Origin of the sequence: Methanosarcina sp. UBA289 (assembly GCA_002496565.1) — an archaeon.
Lineage (GTDB): Archaea > Halobacteriota > Methanosarcinia > Methanosarcinales > Methanosarcinaceae > Methanosarcina.
The window spans coordinates 270,713-288,380 of sequence record DAKJ01000018.1 but is presented as its reverse complement, the minus strand read 5'-3'; the positions used below and the strand labels follow the sequence as shown (position 1 = coordinate 288,380).

Sequence of the window (17,668 nt, the reverse complement as noted above, 5' to 3'; positions counted from 1 at the left end):
CGCTCAAGACGACTAAATTATAATGCAGAAGCTGAGAGACTATAATATAGGCCGCTTTAATCAGTCGAGAACTACTCAGAATTAATGTTTTTTCAGGCAGACTCAAAACAGCTTTTTTGAAACCGACAGAAAAGACGGCAATAGGATTTAGAAGAACGAGGCTCTGAGGATCAGTAGGCTAAGAAGCATGAGTATTATTGCAAGGATTGCAGCGGTTTTCGCACTTTCTTTGTCGCTTCCGAAAATGATTGGGATCGGGCCAAGCATGATAACTCCTCCGGCTTTGACTTCGGATTCGACTTTTCTTGAGGGGGGTTTTTCATGGAGAGAGCTCTCAGAATCTAAAGTGCTTTCAAAGCGGCGGGCTCTTCCGGATGTATCTGTCCGGCTTGAGTAGCTCTGCGTTGATCTGGATTCCTGGTACATGCTTAGAGCTATGCCAATTGTAATCACTAGAAATCCAATGAGTATTGTGAGAACTCCAATCGAAAAAAGCATGTTTCCATCAATCAATGTTTAGTTTTCCATAGGAATAATATATAGAGTATTGAGATTATTAACCCGAGTCCCAGCATATTTGTTGTTATTTCAGGAGAAGATCCAAAAACTATAGGAATTGGACCAATCATTATCAGTCCACCCATCTGGCTGCTTGCAGGATGATCTATAATGGTAAGAATTACACCTAATACTAATATAGTAAAACCAACAAATATGATTGCTGTGCCTACTTTTAGAAAATCCTGCGATGTACGCATGTAAAATGATATAATGCTTTTATTATTAAATCTATCTTTCTAACTTTTTACGTATATTTCTTGTTCTGTTCATTTTTGATTTAGTCAAGTTTTTCTGTCTGGTTACTTCTTGGATAATTTGCTGAAATCCAGAAAATACAACAGCACATGTAATATAGAAAAAAGAAGTATGATGACTGAAAGGAATACAAATATCAACAAATCTCAAGAGAGTGTTCGAAAGCGATTTAATCAAAGAATTGCATAAGTCCTTAATAGGGATACTAAATAGGTAGTAAGGATATTAAAATGGTTACAGGTGTTGCAGGAACTTATATATACCCTTTTTATATTTATATAAGTATTTAATTCCAACATCTTAACCTAATCTTAACCTATATTGTAAAAAGTAAGATTACCATTTTAAATGTCATTTTAACCTTTGACTTGTAAGTCATACTATAAACGGGGGATTTTATGAAAGGATTCTTGATTTTCCCGTTTCTCAGACTTTACTCTTGCTTTAATCCTTTAAAGGCCAGGATAAAATGTAATCACCCTGAGATAAACTATATAGGTGAATAACCTCTCTGGAAAATAAAAACGCTTAAAGTTTGATCGGATAACGGGTTACGACTAATTAACTGGTCATGAACCTGCGTTATATATCCGGCAGGCTAGTTTGCCTTCAAATCATTTTATTATAAATTAATAATTCCTGAATGAACCAATCTTTAGACTAGATATAAACTCAATTTCACGCGATAAAAAAGGTGGTTTCAAGTGTCAGAAGACAGTGCAATAAGATCTTCTCTGGAAGATATCAAAACGAGGGTAGAGTTCCAGCTTGAATGCGGGAAGATCAATGCTGAAGATGTGAAATCTCTCTTAACCGAAATAGAAATCATGAGGATCCAGAATGAGAATATGAAGGCTCGGCTTCTTGAAGCAAGTGTAGCAACGGGAAGGCACCTTCAGGAAATCAATAAATTGAAAGCTCATCTGGAACAACTTACCGAGCCTCCTCTCTTTATTGCTACTATTCTTGAGGTAAATGGGGAAATCGCGCTTATAAGGCAACATGGGAATAACCAGGAGGTTCTTACTCAGATCCCTGAAGAGTGCATTGGAAAGATTGAACCCGGTATGAGAGTTGCAGTAAACGGAGCATACTCAATTATCTCTATAGTCAGCAGGGCTGCCGATGTTCGGGCTCAGGTAATGGAACTCATTAACTCTCCTGGGGTGGATTACAGCATGATTGGCGGGCTTGACGACGTACTTCAGGAAGTCCGGGAAAGCGTTGAATTGCCACTTACCGAGCCCGAACTTTTTGAGGATCTCGGAATTGAACCCCCATCAGGTGTCCTTCTGCATGGCGCTCCGGGAACGGGCAAGACCCTTATTGCAAAGGCTATAGCCTCTCAGGCAAAAGCAACTTTCATCCGGATGTCGGGTTCGGACCTTGTCCAGAAATTCGTAGGTGAAGGCTCAAGGCTTGTCAAAGACATTTTCCAGCTTGCGCGGGATAAGTCTCCAAGCATTCTTTTTATAGATGAGATCGATGCTGTCGGCAGCATGAGGACTTATGACGGAACAAGCGGCTCGGCCGAAGTCAACAGGACAATGCTTCAGCTCCTTGCGGAGATGGACGGTTTTGATCCTAAAGGCAATGTAAAGGTCGTTGCTGCAACCAACAGGATTGACCTGCTTGATCCTGCGCTCCTCAGGCCTGGTAGGTTTGACAGGTCTATCGAAGTTCCACTTCCTGACGAGAAAGGAAGGGCTGAAATCCTTAAGATTCACACCCGCAAGATGAACCTCGCAGATGATGTGGATTTCGAGAAACTCGCAAAAGTCACAACAGGCATGAGCGGGGCAGAAATCAGCGTTATCGTCAAGGAAGCCGGAATTTTTGTGCTTCGCAGGCGTGGTAAACAGATTACCATGGCAGACTTCCTGAAAGCACACGAAAAGGTCGTAAATACTGAGGAACCCACAATTCCCCAGGCTATGTTTGTATAAAGCCATTCTGATAGCCAAAATCTGAAGGTTGGAACCAAATAACCTTTAAGTTTAAGGAAATCTTTAAAAATATTTTCTTAAACTTGCCGGATGGGATAATATCCTCCCGGCAATTCCCTCTATTTTTTAAAAATTCAGACGAAAGGTTTATATTTTATAAATTACTTGAAGATATGCTGCCTTAGAGGCAACGCATAATTACAAGATAACAAGCTGCTCCGATAGTGTAGCTCGGCCAATCATTCAGGACTCTCACTCCTGCGACTGGGGTTCAAATCCCCATCGGAGCATTTTTCATTTTTATGACTTTTTTTGATGTTGTATATTTAGGACTTCCACAGTTAAACTTAAAAAAATCAACACATTGAATTTTAAAAATCTAAAAATCTAGTTGTTAATTCTTAAATATCTTCATAAAAATCGTTTTTTCAGAAATTGTACTCTCAACTCTGACTCCATAAGTTTCAAACATGCTTTCAATCCCCATTTTGTTTATTTTTGAATTATTAAGTCCCAAACTGTGAGTAATTAGCATCGTATAATGGTTTCCATCATCCGTATAATCTATCGTATCGAACCAGTTTGACATACCCCCCGTAATAACTACTCCATCAAGGAGCTCTTTTAGACTAATTTCCTTAAGAGGCTTCTGAAAGTAGTACTCCATTGTGTATTCCAGGGGTTTATACTTGTTCAAGTACTCATTAAACATCTCAATATTAGCAGTTTCCAATAGTACTTTTAAATTATCTTTCAGGATAGAACATATCGTTTTCATCGATTTTTGAGTCAGCCAAATTCTCTCTTCCCTTGATAACTCTGGACTCTGTTTTGAGCTGTTTTCCAGGCTTTCCAGCGCGAGTTCTAATACTTTTTGCTGTGTTCCAAATTCTTCCGTGTGCTTTTTCAACAATTCCCAGTGTTTTTGCGAGATCGTTGTAGAAATGCGATGCGTTTTCAAAGTACTACACCCATTTTTATACCTCTCATTTAATTCAAAAGTTTTCCTATACGTATGCAAACTAAATTATGCGCATACCAAACGCATGCCATCTGGATCACCTATTTTTAAATGAGTATTCTATACTAGCATGCTAACATCAGCAAATTGCTGTGGGACTTACACAGTTGGATTGAAAAATCAACGACTTTAAGCCTATAGTTATTTCAGGCTTAAGCTTAAACTCAGCCGTTATACTTGATTTTTTTAACTTCAGTGCGTAGTCTTTCTCAAGACTAAAGAGGCAAATTTAGAGTTTTAGGATGAACTCAAAAATATCCAGAAGTGAAAACAGTGATTTGATAAGTTTGTATAAAATTCCACCACTTTTAAAATTAGGAAAGAACCAGAAAATACTTTGAAAATAATAGGAGAAATTAAACAATGCCAGAGGAATATGCACCTGTTAAGGCATCTGAATCAGCTGTCTCTGACGAAATGGCAAATGGCGGGCCAGCTTTCGGCTCTTTTGTCTCAAAAGTGGGTTCTGCGATAGCTGAAGCACAGAAGAGTTTAGATGAGACATTAGTATCTACTGCAGTCGCTCTAGCTGATAAGGATATTGAAGTAGTTGCTATTTGGGAACAGAAAATTAATGATGACGGAGAGATGGAAGAAGGTAAACCCATTAAAGAAAAACTACCTCTCGTTACATATATTATGCCCACGGCCTATCAATGGAAACAAGTTATACTTAGGGCTGATATGTATGTAGCAAAGTTCAATGTAGCCAATGGTTTCAATATTAAGGGTTCATATAAAACTGAGACCGAAGAAGGAATGGGCGGAGAATTAGCTGAACTTCTAGGTACGCGAGCAAGTACCAGCAGCAGTGGAGAAACTAGTTTTGAACAGACTGCCTCACTCTCAGCGAATGCAGCTGCTGGATGGCTTCATATGGAAGCCACACTTGAGCCTCGTCCAGATATTAAACCACCACAGCCGTTTGTTGTTCAGAAAGGGCCTAGAATGAAAGTAACAGCTGGGCCGCGTGAGAATATCAAAGGAGAGGAACAAGATAGCGAGACTATTGGGAGGAAAGTCACCTTGACTGTAGAATTGCGTAACGTAGTAAATGATCCACTGAAAGGCAAGCACATTTCTGTTCAAATAAGCGAACCTCTTATTAATTACACGTTCTTGAATAGTGATGACACAGAAAATAAGAATGGTAACACAGGTGATGATGGCATACTGAAAATTGAATTAAGACGGGAAGGCAGTGCTTATGACAAAGATAAACCACCAGAGCCAATAACTGTAAAAACTTGGCTTGGTTTGATCACGCAGCAGGTATTGGTTAGTATTTAAATTGCACTAGATGGATGCTGAAAGCATCCCACCTATAATTTTAAAGTAAAACCAAGAAATAAGAATATAAGATAAATGAAGATTAGTAACTATTCACCTTATGAGAAATCGGTCTATTGATACTAATTTTAAAAATTGATAGTTCAGTACAAACTAATAGAAAAAAATAATGTGTTAATTTTTATTGCTAAAAGCTTTAATTAAGTATTTAGAACAAGTTTATGAAAAAAGGAATAAATTCCACCGATCTTGCTAGATATAAATATATTTTACTACGTCTTATATTGCTAATACTTCGATACATTCCTATTAATTTTAGAATGGTGAAAAAATGTGATATTTACAATTCAAGCAAGCTTACCAATGCAAAACCTTCTAGCAGGGATCTCAAGGGGCTTTGTTGAAGCCCAATCCATGTTAGATGAACGTGCCCGTGAGAGTTTAATTCGATACCAACAAATCGGCGTTCCTCCAAGTGCATTTGTATGGAGCGAGTATCGACTAGATTTTCCTCTTGCATTACAATTTCAATCAAAGTATCATGTTAGCAACAAAACGCATATTATGGTATCACCACGTATGGAAAGTATTGGTAATCTTAAATTGACTGTTCGATATTTACCATTACCCGAAGTTTATAGTGTGCCTGATTAATCTGTGTTTCTGGTTACCTAACCAGTTGTGGAGCAGTATATTATGGAAAAAAAAATCGAATTACCCACGTTGCAAACACCTTTAAAATCAACCGAAATAGCACTACATGAACTAGGAGAGGGCTTGGCTATAAGCATTGCGACAGTTCAAAATGAGCTAGCGAGATACCCAAACGAACTAGGTTCATATGTTTTAGATGAAGTGGAGATTACAATTCCAGCTCGTTTACGTGTCGACAAGATTGGTCAGCTTCGAGTGTGTACAGTTAATGATGCTCAAGATAATCAAGGACTTACAAAGATACACTTGCGTGTTCGGCCAGTACTAGGGACAACTCAGTCTGTACCTCTGTCAGCTGATAAACCACTATCTGCTCTGGGGGATGTATTACCTTCAAATGCTATTAAACAGTTAGAGGAATTACGAGTTTTTTCAGTTGAGGACTTTTTGCGTATTACCCGTAATACTGCAGGACAAAGTGCTGTGCAGAAAATGCTTCCTGACATTAAGCTCAACTCCGTAATTGATCGTGCAACATTATTCACCCTTCCAGATGTCACGCCTTCTTTAGCTATTACTCTGGTACAAATTGGTATTACTTCACCAATGGATCTGGTGACACGCGATAGCAAGAGTTTAACAGAGGAGATAAATAAACAGCTTGAAGGTAGATTGGATACTATGCTGACTCAAGAAGATGTTCTTAAATTCCAGTCTTCTATTAGGCAACTTACTAAACTACGCTTACCAAATAAGTAATCGAACGTTGAAATATTACTATCTAAATGAGTTTAGGCTTATGCACTTAGGACCTATCTGAAAAGTGGTTACTACTATCACTTTTACAATATGCATATGCAAAACTGGAACGGATACGTTGATATTATAAACCTATTGTAACTTTTCAATATGCATTACTGACTTTTCGGATTGGCTCTTATTCAAATGTAGATAAACCTTGGATGAAACTTGATTCCGGCCCCACTTACTACAATATACAAAACATCTTTACTACAGCTACGGTAATTGGAACTCTATTACGAACAGTATTAATTAATTGAGGTCTTGCCATTTTCCACCAAATTTCTTTATTTTCAATAATATTTGATAAAATTGTCTATTTTGCAAAAAAATGTGTTTAGGACAATTTAAAATCAATTTAATGAAATTTTATGCTGTTTATTCTCATTATAGAGATTTTTAATCCGAAACTAAAGGAAAAAACCCGATTTGAATTTTAAATACATCATTAATATTTGTAATTTTGTGCAATTTTGCGGAAAAAATCATATAAAATGTGATTTTCCTAAATAGATGCAATATTAGTTAAGTCTCTTCGCTGAATTCTGTATTAAGCTCTTTTTAACGGTGATATTTTAAAGGCATTAGATGTAATTTTTTAGCTAAAAAAGAAATCATAGGCTGTTTATCTGTATTTAAAGCATTTTCATTAATTTTGGCAAACTACAATTAACTAAAACTTCCATAGTGAAAATTAGAAAGTACTTGTATTAAATGCCACCTAAAAGTCATTGGTGCATATCGAAAATCTAAATAGATCTGTAACATCAGAGTATTTATTCTGGTTTTTTATTATAATGCAAGTTATAGTAGGTCACAATACTTTTTGGGTAATTTTTTAATCGTAAACTGTCAAAATCTGAATAAGCTCAAAATCACAAAGCTATATATGACATTTCGCAAATACTCACAAAAATACTACTTATTTTCTCAATACGGCAGTATTTTAAATACTTTTCCCATTTTAGGATTCAAGGTTAATTTTTGAGTTTGGAATGAGGTCATAAAATCTTACTTTTATCTGAAACTTTTAAGAGAGATCAAAAAATATTTAATTTAAAAAATAAGGATCATTCATTTCTATATAAATAATCACATATTGAGATAGTATCTAAACGTGTAACTAAGAGATGAATGGAGTGGAACGATGAAGACAGAAAATATACAGGACTCTCCTTATCTCGAAAAAGAACTCCGCGGCTACCTATTTGGTACAGCCTGCGCAGATGCTCTCGGGCGCCCTGTAGAACATCTAACCCTTGAGCAAATAAAAATGAAGTATGGGGAAAAAGGAATCCTTGAACTCCTTCCTAGTTCTCCTTGGACTGATGATACCCAGTTGATGCTTGTACTTGCCAGGGGTCTGCTTCGAGGAGCAGAACTTGAAGTTCCTGAGCTTATGGGCAAGATAGCAGAGGAACTTGTACTCTGGCTGGATGAGCCTGACCTGGGTGCTGGGGCGACTACCAGAGGAGCAGCCCTGAGCCTTAAGGATGGTATTCCCTGGAGCAAATCCGGAATCAGCTCCAAAACCTGCGGAAGCCTTATGAGAGCTGGAATCATCGGTTTTGTTTATAGGAATAACCCTGAAAAACTGATTAAAGTTGCCCAGATTTCAGGCCGAATCACTCACTCCCATCCAGTTTCAGAAGCTGCTTCCATCGCAGGGTCATACGCAGTTAAACTGATCCTTGACGGGTTGGAACCCAGAGAAATGTTTAAACTGCTTCTTGAGGTAACTCAGGGAATCTCTCAGGAGTTCACTCAGGCACTGGAAAACTCTTATTATATGGCTTATAGTGGCATTGAAGATGAAGAAGGTTTGAAGAAACTCGGGCAGGGCTGGTATGCAGACGAAACTTTTGCCCTTGCATACTTCTGCATATTACGCTATCCAAATGACTACAAAAAAGCAGTACAGACCGCAGTGAATATTACCGGAGACTCAGACTCGGTTGCGAGCGTGGCAGGAGGTATTCTTGGGGCCAGGCTGGGAATTGAAGCCATACCGGTTTCCTGGATTGAAGCGCTTAAGGAGAAAGAAATACTGGAGAAAATGGTCGGTCCTCTGCTTGAAAAATATTTTCAGCTTTCAGAGATTAAATCCAGGTCTTGAAATTAAATTGCGGTTTTGAAGTTAAGTTTAGGTCTTGAAGTTAAGCTGAGGTCTTGAAGTCAAATTGAGGTATCTAAATGAATTTTTCCGAAGAAAGTGGATATTCCGAGAAAAGTTTTTACTCTGAAAAAAATGATTATTCTGAAAAAGATATTTTTTCCGGAAAAGGCGTCTACTGTTTGATATTCCAAAATCAAGCCTGTAATATTGAGGTAGGCAAAAAGGGCGAGTTCTCTTTCTATCCGGGATTTCATATATATGTGGGATCGGCTCTGGGTTCAGGAGGCCTTAAAAGGGTAAAGAGACACATCGATCTATCTCAGAATCGAGATCGAAATCCTAAATGGCACGTAGATTATCTTCATCTGAATCATGCTTTCAGGTTGGTTTCAGCGGTTTATGCATTTACTTCTGCGCGGCTTGAATGTGAACTTGCCAGCAGGATTGGAGGGAATTCGGTGTCCGGCTTCGGGTGCACAGACTGTAAATGCAGCTCTCATCTTTTCTATAGAACCAAAAATCCTCTTTTAGAGATCAGTGAAGCTTTTGAAACTCTAGGACTTTCTGCCTTTATACTAGAAATTTAACCCTCAATTTTCTATTTTCTGTACAGCAGGAAAGCTTAAGGTAAAACAGGATTTATCTAATTATCAAAAATAGGATTGTTTAATAAGGGGATATCCAATGGAACAATTCTCTTTTATTGCCTGCATGCCTGATATACCCGGGGCATTGCACAGGGCAGCCGAAATTATCACACGCTACGAGGGAAATATTAACAGGATTCAGTACGACCGCAGGATAGATACACATACTGTTTTTTTTGAAGTGAAGGCTCTTCCGCAGGCTTATGAAAAAATCCGTGAAGAGCTTGAAAAAATAGGATATCTCCAGACTTCCCTTCAGTCAGTAGCGTTTCTGAAATTCCACGTTTACCTCCCGAATTGTCCTGGTGCTTTATTTGAATTCCTGAATTATATAACCTCATCGAGATCAAACATTACTTATCTTGATTTTGATGATCGGGGACAGCATCCTGAAAGGCTCGTTGTAGGTCTTCACATCGAGAACCCTAACATGATAGATGCCCTTCTGAATCAGCTTAAGTCCAGATACAGGCTAGAGATTTTAGAATATGATACAACCGGGGAGAAGCTTGATGATACGGTATTTTACCTTCGCTTGGCGCAGAAGCTCAGATCGTTTATTGGGAGCGCCGAAGATGCTTTTTTGATGCGATTCCTGCATGACATTAATCATATTACTCAGGAACTCTCAAACCTTCAGAAAGACCCTATTGAGGTTTTTGAGAGCATTTTGAAAGTAGGGGAATGCCTTAACCAGACGTCAGGAGACAAATTTTATGCCGACGTGCAGAGAGTCAGAATAAAGGATGATATTGAACTTTTCTGTTTTCAACCTCCCTGTGGGGGAAACATCTATCTCTTTGATACTTCTTCCGAAAGGGTCATGATTGACACTGGTTATGGAATTTATTTTCAGGACATTGTGAATATGTTCCAGCACTACGGACTTGGGGATTTGAGCCGGCTTAAAAGGATTTATATTACCCATGCCGATGCTGATCATTGTGGAGCTGCAGGTTTTTTTCCCGCGCCATCCTATCTTAATCGCGAAACTTTTTTGATCACGCGGGAAACCAGCAGAGCTTATGGATCAAGCAACCAGGATTGTATTCTGGAAGAGGTTTATACGAAGATAATTAACCTTTTTTCAAGGTTTACTCCTCCTACAAATACAGTTCTCTTTCCAGAAGTCTCCTTATTAGATGAAACAATCGAAAAACGGGGTGAATTTCCTATTGTTGCTCGTTTTCTTATTGGTGACTTGGAGTTCGAAGCTCTTGCAGGTATGGGCGGGCACATGCATGGAGAAATCTTCTATCTCTGTCCTGAAGAGGGGCTGCTCTTTCCTGAAGACGCAATGATCAATTTCAAAAGCTTGAGCCCTGAGAGAACGGAATATAATGTTCTGGCTGATTATCTTATGACATCAGTGAATGTTGACAGCAAGCTTGCACGAGAGGAAAGACAGGCTCTTCTTTCCCTCATTTCAGAGATTGATAATAAGCTCTCCAAAAAAAACCGAAAATGCATGATCTGCTGCGGACATGGTTCGATATCCGTACTGGATAATGGAAAACTTTTCGAGTACACAGGTTCAGAGAGATATTTTGCAGGGCAAAAATGTATCTCTCTAGAATATTTGTGAATATTTCGACAAAGAAATCCTGAAATCATCAAAAGTTGAGTGTCATAGATCTAATGTCAAAATTGAATAATCAAAAATAATATTATTAAACATAAAAAATCAAAGATCGAGATCAAAGATTGAATAATCATAATCAAAAAACTAAAGATCTACAGACCAAAGATCTATATTCTGTTAATTTTTATTCAGAATTAATTTAGATTGTAACTTTGCAAAATCGGCCGTTATTATTAACTGGGGGCAAGTCCAATCTCTTTTATACTCCAAATCCGATGCAAATAATCTGTCAATGACTATTCTGGAGGAATTTGCTTATTCTCCTCCTCTCCCTCCGAAACCCTGACTACTTCCTCCTGACGAGGGACCACCTTCTCCAGTTTCACCAACTCCGGTTCCACCGAATGACTGGCTTTTTCCTCCTCCACCCCCACCGATTTTTTGGCTGGCTGCATCTATCGCTTGCATAAGGGAGTCAGCTGACTTGTATTCCTCGTCGGGAATCATTTCTATCTGTTTAATTACCTCTTCGGAAAGATTTTGCTTTCTAGCATGCTCTAAAACTTGTTCTTTTCTAATTGGAAAATGTACATTTCTTAATATATCCTGCATACTGCTGGCACTTGCTCTCATACCTTTCACTTTCCGCATGTTTTATGGATTTACCCCCAAATCGTATAATTATATTAATTATATAAATAAATACTTAATTATATTATTTGAAAACATTTCTTTTGATGCTGGAAATTCTTCTCAAGAATTTAAGCTCAAAAAGAGAAAAATTAATTATTTTTTCAGAATATGTAACTTTTTTTACAAAAATATATTATATATTAATACTAACATTTTGTTATTTGCTAATTTTTAACATAATTTTATAAATAAATGTTAACATTCATATAGTAAATCAACATATATTCATACTGACAAGTTCGGCTTCCTTCAGAAAGCTTTAATAAGTATTGATTTTGCTGCAAAGAAGGAAGATTTTGTTAAGTGCTAAGGAAAATAGCGCGACGATATTCTGTGGAGTATAAATAACTCCAGAGAAGGAGTATACAAAAGCTACGGATATTGTCAAGGAGTTTAAAGGAAACTAAACAAAAGCAAAGGGGATATCGTGGAAACTGATAGTAAGGATGGAAGTATTAAAGAACTTCCAATGGAAATTCAGAAAATATTAGCAAATATAGATTTTCCTGTAAACAGGAAAGACATTATTGAACAAGAAAGGAAGAGTGGAGCGATCCCGGATATACTGCAGGAACTTGGCATGCTTCCAGACAGAAAATATGATAGCGCTGAGGATGTCGCCAAGGAACTTCACAATATTTATATCGGGATCTCATCCTAAAAAGCATAACTTATTGGCTCTTCGATTTTCATGGGTTGAGAATAATCACTTAGTTAAAAAATTGGCCGGTCTAAATGAGAATTATCGAGATTGAATGTGATTTTTAACAACACATGGATCAATTTTATGCATGCTATTTCCATATGGGGAATTGATGTAATTACTCACTCAAAATAACGAAGAGCCAATTATTAATACTATAATAGACCCAATTATTTTGTGAATTGTTGTATCCTAAAATGATTTCGCAGATTCAAAACTATTTGAAAGTTCAATAGGCGATACAATAGCAATTCAACATCCATTTTTTTCAAATTGAAGAAAAGTTGAGACTATTTTGAGCAGTCATTTGCAAAAGTAAGCGTGAAAATTCTGAGATAATCTATTCCTAAAGGATGTGATTGATTGTTTTCACATTAATATTTTCTTTTTATTAGTCCAGTTCTTGAGTTCCTCCACCGCTGACAGTTAGAATTTGTCCGCTTATCCAGGAAGCTGCAGGGGAACATAAGAACAAAGCCGCCTGGGCAATATCATCAGGATAACCTAATCTGCCAAGTGGAGTTTTTTTGAGCATATTATTCTCAATCTCAGGTGTTAAAACTGTTTCAAGTGCTTGAGTCATAATGGCTCCAGGAGCTACTGCATTAACGCGTATGCCCTTAGGGCCAAGCTCAAAAGCCATATTTCGAGTAAGATGGTTGACAGCGGCTTTTGATGAGGAATATGAGGTCATATTTACATTTATATTTTCGGCAGCCATAGAACTAATATTCAAAATGGATCCATGCCTTATCTTTTCCATATAAGGAACACATAATTGGCTCAATCTGAATCCCGAAAAGACATTTAGTTTATATGCCCATATAAAATCATCCATAGGCATATCAAAAGGTTTAGGACCTCCACCACCAACGTTATTAACAAGAATAGTTATTTTCCCAAATTTTTCAATGGTTTCATCAACAAGATTTGCAAGCTCTTCTTCTTTTGTAACATCACAGGATTTTCCAAAGGCTTTGTCACCATTTGCTTTGATCTCATCAGCTACTTTGTATGCTGCCTCAGTATCCAAATCACTTACAACAACAGAGGCACCAGCTTTTGCAAATAAACGGCATATAGCTCGTCCAATTCCAGCTCCACTACCTGTCACAATGGCAACTTCGTCCTTCAATCCAAACAAATCTTCAAATTTCATTATTTTCCCCCTCCCCAACAGATATTATCTTCTACTTATTTTTTGTTTAGAGATCTGTATAGTTACTTTTTTGTTAATCCGTAATTATAGTAATCTCTACTTAAAAGTAAGGCAAAGAAAGTACTTCAAGGCAGACTTCAAGGCAGAATGCTTCTTACAACTAAGCAAATCCCCCCATTAAGGTATGTTTTCTCCACCAATCCGAATATCCCTAACATGAAGAAGGTTCGTTCTGTTCGGAATCCATTCTCATTTTATGACTTTGAAAGAAACTGTACTTTCATTAGTTATTCTGCATACTGTTTGCACTGGAAAATGAACATTTCTCAACATATTCTGCATACCACTTTGGAATAATAACTGTAGATTTTCCAATAGTTTTCCAATAAAGATAACAAGAAAAATGTTATTTTTCGAATATATCTGTGGAAGGTCGGATAAAAAACCTCAACTATTTATTTTACAAATATGCTTTCTGCTGCTGAAAAAGTACATGAGTAAGAGTATAACATTCTGAGCAAGAGTATAACATTTATTCCATTATTAGTAACAGATCTGTTCAATGTATCACTTTGTATATTGACAGTCATAGTTTTAAACTAAACATTACAAAAATAATTAACCCGTCCAGTCTTGAACATTCCCACCACTTCCACCGCCGACGGTTAGAACTTGTCCGCTTATCCAGGAAGCCGCAGGAGAACATAAAAACAAAGCAGCCTGAGCAATATCCTCAGGATAGCCTAATCTACCAAGCGGAATTCTTTTGAGCATATTTTTTTCAATTTCAGGTGTTAAAATCGCTTTAAGTCCTTCAGTCATAGTGACTCCAGGAGCTATTGCATTGACCCTTATACCCTTATGGCCAAGCTCAAAAGCCATGTTTCTAGTAAGATGATTGACAGCGGCTTTTGCTGATGAATATGAGGTCATATTATAATTTATGCCTTCGGAGGCCATAGAACTAATATTCAAAATGCACCCATGCCTTATCTTTTCCATATAAGGAACACACAATTGACTCAATCTGAAATTCGCAAAAACATTTATTTTATATGCCAATATAAAATCATCCATAGGCATATCAAAAGGTTTAGGACCTCCGCCAGAGGCATTATTAACAAGAATAGTTATTTTTCCAAATTTTTCAATGGTTTCATCAACAAGATCTACAAGATCTTCTTCTTTTCCAACATCACAGGATTTTCCAAAGGCTTTTCCGCCATCTGCTTTGATCTCATCAGCTACTTTGTATGCTGCCTCAGTATTTATATCACTTACAGCAACAGAAGCACCAGCTTTTGCAAATAAATGACATATAGCTCGTCCAATTCCAGCCCCACCGCCTGTTACAATGACAACTTCGTCCTTCAATCCAAATAAATCTTCAAATTTCATTATCTCCCCTCCTCAACAGATATTATCTTCTACTTATTTTTTGTTTAGAGATCTGTATAGTTACTTTTTTGTTAATCCGTAATTATAGTAATCTCTACTTAAAAGTAAGGCAAAGAAAGTACTTCAAGGCAGACTTCAAGGCAGAATGCTTCCTACAACTAAGCAAATCCCCCCATTAAGGTATGTTTTCTCCACCAATTTAAATATATCTTACGATTTAAATATATCTTCCAATTTTAATATATCTTCTACGGTTGATACTACTAAAACCGACTCTTTCCATTTTTCTTAAAAACTCTTTAATATATAACATAAGTGATACATGTATGAGAAGAACAACATCATAGTAGGAGAAGACGATATTTTTTAGAAATCGTATCTATCCCTGAAAATATATGCGAGGGGTGCGATTCGAACGCACGAATTCCTACGAAAATGGGTCCTAAGCCCATCGCCTTTGACCTGGCTGGGCAACCCTCGCACTAATGCTCGATTTCATTTAATGTATTTAGTTTAATATAAAAAATAAAAAGAGCAATTTAGATTTTTAAAGAAAAATTAAATGCGCCGACCGGGATTCGAACCCGGGTTTTGGGCTTGGAAGGCCCAAGTCATAGCCGCTAGACCATCAACGCAAACTGCAACACATCTAGAGGTATTTGTTATATATATTCTTTTCGCTACTCAAGCTCCACAAGCCTTTTTAATAGAGCTCTACGGAAAATTTATCTCTACATATTCTCTGGCTTAGTGGCGTCCGCAGTTGAAAATATTATAATGACCTCCTCTACACATGCATTTTTTAAATATAATAGCTGGACGAATTAATCACAGTCCTTTGCTTCAAATTGTCTGATAGAGGGATAGAATAAGATATAATTATAAAATCTGCCATTAATGGGTATAAACTCCCGTTTATATCATTGATCTGTTATATATCTTAATTTTATATGCTTAGTTATATCTTATTGTCAACCTCCCTTTTGTGTAAGAAGGACTTTTTGAACACATATATTTAAGAGTATATTCAAAAAAATATACTCTTAATAATCTTATTTTATTACTCTGATTCCTTGTTAAATTCTCTATTTTTTATAATTTTTTAATAAAAGCACATTTTTTCCTGTGTCTATCTTTCAAAAAATTATTATTTAACATTTGAAGATACGCGACAGTATAAATGTGAAAGTAATTTTATTGTCTTAGTGGAAAAACAAACATTATTTTTTTATACACTCTTGGATGGGTATTTTTTTCTTTCAGTTTTCTATCAGGATGTTTCTCCGATATCTTATGGATATCTCTTCTATAAGAATGCAAATTTTTGCGTGACCTGAAAGTGGTTCTACTCTGGGCATAGTTTACTTGGTCTCTATTTAGAGATTTTTGGTCAAGTTTTCTTCCAATATTTTGCATACTCATTTTGTAACTTATAAATATTCAGAGCTTAACAAAAAGTTAATGTAATGATTGCGTTATACGGAGTTTTAAACGAATACAAAAGAAAATACTGCTCGCACTTTTTCTTACTGCTGGTCTTTTCTGGCGTGTGTGTTTTGGTGTGTCGGGCAAAAGTAAAGTTTCATAATTAATTACAAAATCCCAGAAAATAAAAGTAAATTCTAGAAAATTATTTAATATGGAATCTTGAGATGGCCCCACAATGACAGTTTTTGAACTAAGGGACGAAAACAATGATAACTTGAAGGTTCATCTAGAATATACAGGCAGCTTCCTTCTTACCTTGTTGAAGGAAATAGTAGATATTTACTAAGCTGTGTTTCTGAACTTAAGTTTGAGTCGTATAAGATCGTTATCGGATGCCCGTTCAAGTATACGGAGTAATATTGATGAATATTGAAGAGTGGGAAGAATACAGATATGTCGAATTAGGAATAAATAACTTCATTGCTCAAATGAATGAGTCCAGCTTAAAAAAAATGGTCGAGCATGTCTGTAATACCGGAGGAAAGAGAATCAGACCAATTATTCTCCTTCTATCCAGTGAGATCTGCTCGGGTTCGTACCGTCAGAGCCTCGATGCAGCTCTTGCTATTGAAATGATGCACTCGGCTTCCCTCATCCATGATGACCTGCTGGATCAGGGGCTTGTTAGAAGAAATCTGCCTTCAGCCCCTGAAAAATTTGGCCCTTCTAAGGCGCTTCTTTGTGGTGACTATTTAATTGCAAAATGTTTTGAGTTTATTTCTCCTTATGGGGAAAAAGTAGTCAGAGATTTTGGAAAAGCAGGAATGGACATGGCTGAAGGAGAAGTTCTCGATCTGAGACTCGATAAGAACAATTTCGAGGAGAGCAACTATTTCGAGTGCATTTACAAGAAAACGGCCTCTCTATTTGCGATCAGCGCTTCTATTGGGGCATATATTGGAGGGGCTGATGAAGTCCTGGCCGGTCGTTTTAGTTTCTTCGGAAATTGCTTGGGAACTGCATACCAGATTGTTGACGATATTCTTGAGTTTCTGGAAGTAGTCGAAGGCAAAGAATCAAAATTTACATCTGAAACTCTGCCTCATGTATACATGAAGAGTATGTCAAAGGAAGAAGCAGTACAAAAATCCATAGATGCCGTAAAACTTCGTGTTAATGCAGCAAAAGAAACCCTTGTGACAGTCAAAGCATGTCCGGCAAGGGATAAACTTTTTCAGATTACAGATTATATAACTATCGATATGCTTGAGAATGTTTAATTACTCAGCTCTTCCTGAAAAATGAATTGTAGCTCTATTGAATTCCTCTATATAATGAAAATAATATTACTAGCTTCTATCTATTTTAATAAGTCTCTAATTAGTCTTCCATTTTTGCTAACAACTTTACCAGG

15 protein-coding genes and 3 tRNA genes are annotated in these 17,668 nt (G+C 36.9%); 10 read left to right on the top strand and 8 right to left on the bottom strand.

Annotation, left to right across the window (positions count from 1 at the left end):
* Positions 1-147 precede the first annotated feature (147 nt).
* Positions 148-498 carry a TIGR00304 family membrane protein gene (locus BP549_RS09150; RefSeq protein ID WP_292379985.1) on the bottom strand — a complete coding sequence of 117 codons (351 nt, stop codon included), beginning with the start codon at positions 496-498 and terminating at the stop codon, positions 148-150.
* Between the two features lie 11 nt (positions 499-509).
* Positions 510-758 carry a TIGR00304 family membrane protein gene (locus BP549_RS09145; RefSeq protein WP_292374083.1) on the bottom strand — a complete coding sequence of 83 codons (249 nt, stop codon included), beginning with the start codon at positions 756-758 and terminating at the stop codon, positions 510-512.
* 762 nt (positions 759-1,520) lie between these two features.
* Between BP549_RS09145 and BP549_RS09140 the strand changes: the two genes are divergently transcribed.
* Positions 1,521-2,762, top strand: a complete 1,242-nt coding sequence (locus BP549_RS09140) for a proteasome-activating nucleotidase (RefSeq protein WP_292374081.1) — start codon at positions 1,521-1,523, stop codon at positions 2,760-2,762.
* 215 nt (positions 2,763-2,977) lie between these two features.
* A tRNA-Glu gene (locus BP549_RS09135) sits at positions 2,978-3,052 on the top strand.
* Between the two features lie 104 nt (positions 3,053-3,156).
* Here BP549_RS09135 and BP549_RS09130 read toward each other — a convergent pair.
* Positions 3,157-3,672, bottom strand: coding sequence for a hypothetical protein (locus tag BP549_RS09130; protein WP_292379983.1), 516 nt, complete (start codon positions 3,670-3,672; stop codon positions 3,157-3,159).
* Positions 3,673-4,146: 474 nt separating this feature from the next.
* Here BP549_RS09130 and BP549_RS09125 point away from each other — a divergent pair, with 474 nt between their 5' ends.
* The 6 genes from BP549_RS09125 (at position 4,147) to BP549_RS09100 (ending at position 10,876) form a co-directional block, all read left to right on the top strand.
* Positions 4,147-5,073, top strand: coding sequence for a hypothetical protein (locus tag BP549_RS09125; protein WP_292379980.1), 927 nt, complete (start codon positions 4,147-4,149; stop codon positions 5,071-5,073).
* Positions 5,074-5,406: 333 nt separating this feature from the next.
* Complete coding sequence (locus BP549_RS09120) at positions 5,407-5,727, top strand: hypothetical protein (protein WP_292379976.1); 321 nt, start codon at positions 5,407-5,409, stop codon at positions 5,725-5,727.
* 42 nt (positions 5,728-5,769) lie between these two features.
* The gene (locus BP549_RS09115) at positions 5,770-6,486 is read left to right on the top strand and encodes a DUF4332 domain-containing protein (RefSeq protein WP_292379974.1); all 717 of its coding nucleotides are present in this window, start codon (positions 5,770-5,772) and stop codon (positions 6,484-6,486) included.
* Between the two features lie 1,189 nt (positions 6,487-7,675).
* Entirely contained in the window at positions 7,676-8,644 is a 969-nt protein-coding gene (locus tag BP549_RS09110) for an ADP-ribosylglycohydrolase family protein (RefSeq protein ID WP_292379973.1), read from the top strand.
* A 77-nt stretch (positions 8,645-8,721) separates the two neighbouring features.
* A complete protein-coding gene (locus tag BP549_RS09105) occupies positions 8,722-9,231 on the top strand; it encodes a GIY-YIG nuclease family protein (RefSeq protein ID WP_292379972.1) in 510 nt (169 codons plus the stop codon).
* 97 nt (positions 9,232-9,328) lie between these two features.
* Positions 9,329-10,876 (top strand): MBL fold metallo-hydrolase, encoded by a 1,548-nt coding sequence (locus BP549_RS09100; RefSeq protein WP_292379969.1) that lies wholly within the window; start codon positions 9,329-9,331, stop codon positions 10,874-10,876.
* Positions 10,877-11,188: 312 nt separating this feature from the next.
* On the opposite strand, the gene BP549_RS09095 is transcribed toward BP549_RS09100, so the two are convergent.
* On the bottom strand, positions 11,189-11,524 hold the full coding sequence (locus tag BP549_RS09095) for a DUF2795 domain-containing protein (RefSeq protein ID WP_292374069.1): 336 nt from the start codon (positions 11,522-11,524) through the stop codon (positions 11,189-11,191).
* Positions 11,525-11,993: 469 nt separating this feature from the next.
* On the opposite strand from BP549_RS09095, the gene BP549_RS09090 reads away from it, so the two are divergent.
* Positions 11,994-12,227, top strand: coding sequence for a DUF2795 domain-containing protein (locus BP549_RS09090; protein ID WP_292374067.1), 234 nt, complete (start codon positions 11,994-11,996; stop codon positions 12,225-12,227).
* Between the two features lie 433 nt (positions 12,228-12,660).
* Here BP549_RS09090 and hdhA (BP549_RS09085) read toward each other — a convergent pair whose 3' ends face one another.
* The 4 genes from hdhA (BP549_RS09085) to BP549_RS09070 all read right to left on the bottom strand — a co-directional run bounded on the left by hdhA (BP549_RS09085) (position 12,661) and on the right by BP549_RS09070 (position 15,461).
* Entirely contained in the window at positions 12,661-13,428 is a 768-nt protein-coding gene (hdhA, locus tag BP549_RS09085; protein ID WP_292379967.1) for a 7-alpha-hydroxysteroid dehydrogenase, read from the bottom strand.
* A gap of 618 nt (positions 13,429-14,046) precedes the next feature.
* On the bottom strand, positions 14,047-14,826 hold the full coding sequence (gene hdhA, locus BP549_RS09080) for a 7-alpha-hydroxysteroid dehydrogenase (protein ID WP_292379965.1): 780 nt from the start codon (positions 14,824-14,826) through the stop codon (positions 14,047-14,049).
* A 396-nt stretch (positions 14,827-15,222) separates the two neighbouring features.
* Positions 15,223-15,307, bottom strand: a tRNA-Leu gene (locus BP549_RS09075).
* A gap of 82 nt (positions 15,308-15,389) precedes the next feature.
* A tRNA-Gly gene (locus tag BP549_RS09070) sits at positions 15,390-15,461 on the bottom strand.
* A 1,185-nt stretch (positions 15,462-16,646) separates the two neighbouring features.
* Here BP549_RS09070 and BP549_RS09065 point away from each other — a divergent pair.
* The gene (locus tag BP549_RS09065; RefSeq protein ID WP_292379963.1) at positions 16,647-17,534 is read left to right on the top strand and encodes a geranylfarnesyl diphosphate synthase; all 888 of its coding nucleotides are present in this window, start codon (positions 16,647-16,649) and stop codon (positions 17,532-17,534) included.
* Positions 17,535-17,668: the final 134 nt, after the last annotated feature.

What these genes read in the sequence shown, in the direction of transcription:
- BP549_RS09150 (WP_292379985.1), bottom strand. Translation starts at nt 498, where the DNA reads ATGCTTTTTTCGATTGGAGTTCTCACAATACTCATTGGATTTCTAGTG.
- BP549_RS09145 (WP_292374083.1), bottom strand. Translation starts at nt 758, where the DNA reads ATGCGTACATCGCAGGATTTTCTAAAAGTAGGCACAGCAATCATATTT.
- BP549_RS09125 (WP_292379980.1), top strand. Translation starts at nt 4,147, where the DNA reads ATGCCAGAGGAATATGCACCTGTTAAGGCATCTGAATCAGCTGTCTCT.
- BP549_RS09115 (WP_292379974.1), top strand. Translation starts at nt 5,770, where the DNA reads ATGGAAAAAAAAATCGAATTACCCACGTTGCAAACACCTTTAAAATCA.
- BP549_RS09110 (WP_292379973.1), top strand. Translation starts at nt 7,676, where the DNA reads ATGAAGACAGAAAATATACAGGACTCTCCTTATCTCGAAAAAGAACTC.
- BP549_RS09105 (WP_292379972.1), top strand. Translation starts at nt 8,722, where the DNA reads ATGAATTTTTCCGAAGAAAGTGGATATTCCGAGAAAAGTTTTTACTCT.
- BP549_RS09100 (WP_292379969.1), top strand. Translation starts at nt 9,329, where the DNA reads ATGGAACAATTCTCTTTTATTGCCTGCATGCCTGATATACCCGGGGCA.
- BP549_RS09095 (WP_292374069.1), bottom strand. Translation starts at nt 11,524, where the DNA reads ATGCGGAAAGTGAAAGGTATGAGAGCAAGTGCCAGCAGTATGCAGGAT.
- hdhA (WP_292379967.1), bottom strand. Translation starts at nt 13,428, where the DNA reads ATGAAATTTGAAGATTTGTTTGGATTGAAGGACGAAGTTGCCATTGTG.
- hdhA (WP_292379965.1), bottom strand. Translation starts at nt 14,826, where the DNA reads ATGAAATTTGAAGATTTATTTGGATTGAAGGACGAAGTTGTCATTGTA.
- BP549_RS09065 (WP_292379963.1), top strand. Translation starts at nt 16,647, where the DNA reads ATGCCCGTTCAAGTATACGGAGTAATATTGATGAATATTGAAGAGTGG.